Source organism: Collinsella sp. CLA-AA-H302, assembly GCF_040093305.1.
In the GTDB taxonomy this organism is placed as follows: Bacteria; Actinomycetota; Coriobacteriia; order Coriobacteriales; family Coriobacteriaceae; genus Collinsella.
Genome location: NZ_JBBNJW010000021.1, coordinates 1 through 5206, shown reverse-complemented (window position 1 = coordinate 5206; position 5206 = coordinate 1). Strand labels below are relative to the sequence as shown.

Here is a 5206-nt window from a genome sequence, read left to right as displayed (position 1 = left end):
AGGCGTGCACCTTGAGAACCGGATACTGCGAGGATGGACACATTCAGTGTCGCATCCGGGCAGACATCGAACCATTTGAAATGGTCTAACTTGGATTTGTTTTTCGCAAGGCCGCCGAGAGGCGGCCCCGAGAAATTCCTTTTCCTATACAGAACCATATGAATCGAACGGAACCGATCAGCGATGAACTGAGAGGACCGGACGGGCTCGAAGCCCAGATATTTTGGACGGAGAGTTCGATCCTGGCTCAGGATGAACGCTGGCGGCGCGCCTAACACATGCAAGTCGAACGGCACCTATCTTCGGATAGAAGCGAGTGGCGAACGGCTGAGTAACACGTGGAGAACCTGCCCCCTCCCCCGGGATAGCCGCCCGAAAGGACGGGTAATACCGGATACCCCGGGGTGCCGCATGGCACCCCGGCTAAAGCCCCGACGGGAGGGGATGGCTCCGCGGCCCATCAGGTAGACGGCGGGGTGACGGCCCACCGTGCCGACAACGGGTAGCCGGGTTGAGAGACCGACCGGCCAGATTGGGACTGAGACACGGCCCAGACTCCTACGGGAGGCAGCAGTGGGGAATCTTGCGCAATGGGGGGAACCCTGACGCAGCGACGCCGCGTGCGGGACGGAGGCCTTCGGGTCGTAAACCGCTTTCAGCAGGGAAGAGTCAAGACTGTACCTGCAGAAGAAGCCCCGGCTAACTACGTGCCAGCAGCCGCGGTAATACGTAGGGGGCGAGCGTTATCCGGATTCATTGGGCGTAAAGCGCGCGTAGGCGGCCCGGCAGGCCGGGGGTCGAAGCGGGGGGCTCAACCCCCCGAAGCCCCCGGAACCTCCGCGGCTTGGGTCCGGTAGGGGAGGGTGGAACACCCGGTGTAGCGGTGGAATGCGCAGATATCGGGTGGAACACCGGTGGCGAAGGCGGCCCTCTGGGCCGAGACCGACGCTGAGGCGCGAAAGCTGGGGGAGCGAACAGGATTAGATACCCTGGTAGTCCCAGCCGTAAACGATGGACGCTAGGTGTGGGGGGACGATCCCCCCGTGCCGCAGCCAACGCATTAAGCGTCCCGCCTGGGGAGTACGGCCGCAAGGCTAAAACTCAAAGGAATTGACGGGGGCCCGCACAAGCAGCGGAGCATGTGGCTTAATTCGAAGCAACGCGAAGAACCTTACCAGGGCTTGACATATGGGTGAAGCGGGGGAGACCCCGTGGCCGAGAGGAGCCCATACAGGTGGTGCATGGCTGTCGTCAGCTCGTGTCGTGAGATGTTGGGTTAAGTCCCGCAACGAGCGCAACCCCCGCCGCGTGTTGCCATCGGGTGATGCCGGGAACCCACGCGGGACCGCCGCCGTCAAGGCGGAGGAGGGCGGGGACGACGTCAAGTCATCATGCCCCTTATGCCCTGGGCTGCACACGTGCTACAATGGCCGGTACAGAGGGATGCCACCCCGCGAGGGGGAGCGGATCCCGGAAAGCCGGCCCCAGTTCGGATTGGGGGCTGCAACCCGCCCCCATGAAGTCGGAGTTGCTAGTAATCGCGGATCAGCATGCCGCGGTGAATGCGTTCCCGGGCCTTGTACACACCGCCCGTCACACCACCCGAGTCGTCTGCACCCGAAGTCGCCGGCCCAACCGCAAGGGGGGAGGCGCCGAAGGTGTGGAGGGTGAGGGGGGTGAAGTCGTAACAAGGTAGCCGTACCGGAAGGTGCGGCTGGATCACCTCCTTTCTAGGGAGATACATTCTTAGAGAGATCAACTTAACTCGAATAGAGGGCAGGAGCCCGTCCGGTCGATGTCTTCCCGGAGGAAGTCCCCGCAGCACCCGGTCCCCGGGGTCGCACCCGCGTACCTTGAGAGCCGCATAGCGATAGGAGAGAGATGGAAGATCCAATTCTTCCAGACTCGATTCTTTTCTGCGATTAAATCAAAGAATGATAGCAATCATTCATCCGATCCAAACAAGAATTCACTTATATATGAGTGAGGAGCATCTGATCGCGAGCACAGTCAAGACTGTGCCGCGGTATGAGATACCCGAATTGCGACATACGAGCGCTATTCATGATATCGATTAATTTTTATTAGCGACACGTGGATATCCCGCGGGCCCGAGAGCGGTCCCGCAAGATACCACGGGCGCACGGCGGATGCCTTGGCACAGGGAGCCGATGAAGGACGCGGCAAGCTGCGATAATCCCCGGCGAGGAGCACACATCCTTCGACCCGGGGGTCTCCGAATGGGCGAACCCATCCACAGCAGTGTGGATATCCCCACCCCGAACACATAGGGGCGGGGAGGACAACCCGGGGAACTGAAACATCTAAGTACCCGGAGGAGAGGAAATCAATCTCGAGACTCCCCGAGTAGCGGCGAGCGAAAGGGGACCGATGGCCAAACCGTCGAGCGGGCGTACCCGGCAGGGGTTCCGCCGGCGGGGTTGCAGGGCCGCGCATCCGGGGGCTGCCGCCCCCGGGCGCAGGTCCGGCTGGGGAGCGGAACGGCATGGGAGGGCCGGCCGCAGCGGGTGACAGCCCCGTACGCGAACCCAGACCGGACGGCGCGACGCGGTCCCTGAGTAGGGCCGGGCACGTGAAACCCGGTCCGAACCTGGGTGGACCACCATCCAAGCCTGAGTACTACCCTGTGACCGATAGCGCACCAGTACCGTGAGGGAAAGGTGAAAAGCACCCCGGGAGGGGAGTGAAACAGTACCTGAAACCGTGCGCCCACGAGCAGTCGGAGCACCCTTCGGGGTGTGACGGCGTGCCTTTTGTAGAATGAGCCAGCGAGTCGCTGGCGCGGGGCGAGGTTAACCGAAAGGGAGCCGTAGCGAAAGCGAGCCTTAACAGGGCGACTTGAGTCCCGCGCCGCGGACGCGAAGCCGGGTGAGCTATCCGTGGGCAGGCTGAAGCGGGGGTAAGACCCCGTGGAGGGCCGAACGCACGTCGGTTGAAAACGGCGGCGATGACCTGCGGATAGGGGTGAAAGGCCAATCAAACCCGGAGATATCTCGTTCTCCCCGAAATAGCTTTAGGGCTAGCGTCGCGCGTTCACCGCCGGAGGTAGAGCACCGGATGGACGAGGGGGCTTCGCCGCCTACCGAATCCAACCGAACTCCGAATGCCGGCGGCCCAGAGCGCGGCAGTCAGAGCATGTGGGCTAAGCTGTGTGCTCGAGAGGGAAACAGCCCGGACCGCCCGCTAAGGTCCCCAAGTTCCAGCCGAGTGGCAAAGGATGTGCGTCCGCCCAGACAACCAGGATGTTGGCTTAGAAGCAGCCATCCATTCAAAGAGTGCGTAACAGCTCACTGGTCGAGTGGACATGCGCCGACAATACACGGGGCTAAGCTGGACACCGAAGCGGCGGGATTTTGATTTTCAGAATCGGTAGGGGAGCTTCCCATGGGCGGCGAAGCCGCCGGGCGACCGGCGGTGGAGCGCATGGGAGTGAGAATGCTGGCATGAGTAGCGAGAGACGAGAGAGTAACTCGTCCGCCGTGAACCCGAGGTTTCCTGGGCAAGGCTAATCCTCCCAGGGTCAGTCGGGGGCTAAGGCGAGGCCGGAAGGCGTAGCCGACGCGCAGCAGGCAGACATTCCTGCACCGCGCACGCGGCGCTACGACCGACGGGGCGACGGATGGGGGTGGCTCGGCGGGGTTCTGGACGTCCCCGTGATGGAGCGCGGCCCGCGGACCAGGGAAATCCGGTCCGCACGAGGGCGAGGCTCCGGACGAAGCACTTAAGCGAAGCGAGTGAGCCCGAGGTCCCTAGAAAAACCCCTAGGCAGGCGCGTGCGCGCCCGTACCGCAAACCGACACAGGTGGGTGGGTAGAACATACCGAGGCGATCGGGTCAACCATGGTCAAGGAACTCGGCACAATGGCCCCGTAACTTCGGGAGAAGGGGTGCCCGCGCGTACGTGAACCGGCTTGCCCGGGGAGCGGAGGCGGGCCGCAGTGGAGAGGCCCAAGCGACTGTTTACCAAAAACACAGGACTCTGCAGAAGCCGCAAGGCGACGTATAGGGTCTGACGCCTGCCCGGTGCCGGAAGGTCACGCGGAGGAGTTAGCCGCAAGGCGAAGCCCCGAAGCCAAGCCCCGGTAAACGGCGGCCGTAACTATAACGGTCCTAAGGTAGCGAAATTCCTTGTCGGGTAAGTTCCGACCTGCACGAAAGGCGCAACGACTTGGGCGCTGTCTCGACCATGGACCCGGTGAAATTGCACTGGTCGTGAAGATGCGACTTACCCGCGGAAGGACGGAAAGACCCCGTGAACCTTCACTGCAGCTTGGCATTGGCCGCTGGTCCCGCGTGTAGAGGATAGGCAGGAGGCATCGATCCGGAGGCGCCAGCCCCCGGGGAGCCGCCCTTGGAATACTGCCCTCGCGCGACCGGCGTCCTAACCCGAGGCCGTCAACCGGCTCGGGGACCGTGCCAGGCGGGCAGTTTGACTGGGGCGGTCGCCTCCTAAAGGGTAACGGAGGCGCGCGAAGGTCCGCTCGGGACGGTCGGCAACCGTCCTTTTGAATGCAAGAGTACAAGCGGGCTTGACTGCGAGGCCCACAAGCCGAGCAGGTGCGAAAGCAGGCTCTAGTGATCCGGCGGCCCCGAGTGGGTGGGCCGTCGCTCAACGGATAAAAGGTACTCCGGGGATAACAGGCTGATCTTGCCCAAGAGTCCACATCGACGGCAAGGTTTGGCACCTCGATGTCGGCTCATCGCATCCTGGGGCTGGAGCAGGTCCCAAGGGTACGGCTGTTCGCCGTTTAAAGCGGTACGCGAGCTGGGTTCAGAACGTCGTGAGACAGTTCGGTCCCTATCCTCCGTGGGCGCAGGAGAATCGATGGAGGCTGCCCCCAGTACGAGAGGACCGGGGTGGACGCACCTCCGGTGAACCGGTTGTCGACCAACGGCACGGCCGGGTAGCCGCGTGCGGCGCGGATAACCGCTGAAGGCATCTAAGCGGGAAGCCGTTCCAGGGATTAGTTCTCCTTCCGGTAAGGGCCCAGGTAGACTACCTGGTCGATAGACGGCAGGTGCAAGGGCGGCGACGTCCTCAGCCGAGCCGCACTAATCGCCCGAGCTCTTCCGGAACCGCACCTCGCGGCCCGCGGGACTGAGCGCTCATGCGCGCGGTCCGGGCACGAGGATGCCCCCGAGTCATCTCCCCTATGCGCCATGCGGCCCCCAGGGCACGTAGATG

At 63.2% G+C, this 5206-nt stretch carries 2 rRNA genes; both read left to right on the top strand.

Going from position 1 to position 5206, the window contains the following annotated elements:
* The first annotated feature begins 224 nt into the window (after window positions 1-224).
* Window positions 225-1730, top strand: a 16S ribosomal RNA gene (locus tag AAAV21_RS10045).
* 393 nt (window positions 1731-2123) lie between these two features.
* Window positions 2124-5097: ribosomal RNA gene (locus AAAV21_RS10040) — 23S ribosomal RNA — on the top strand.
* Together the 16S and 23S rRNA genes form the textbook arrangement of a ribosomal RNA operon.
* Window positions 5098-5206: the final 109 nt, after the last annotated feature.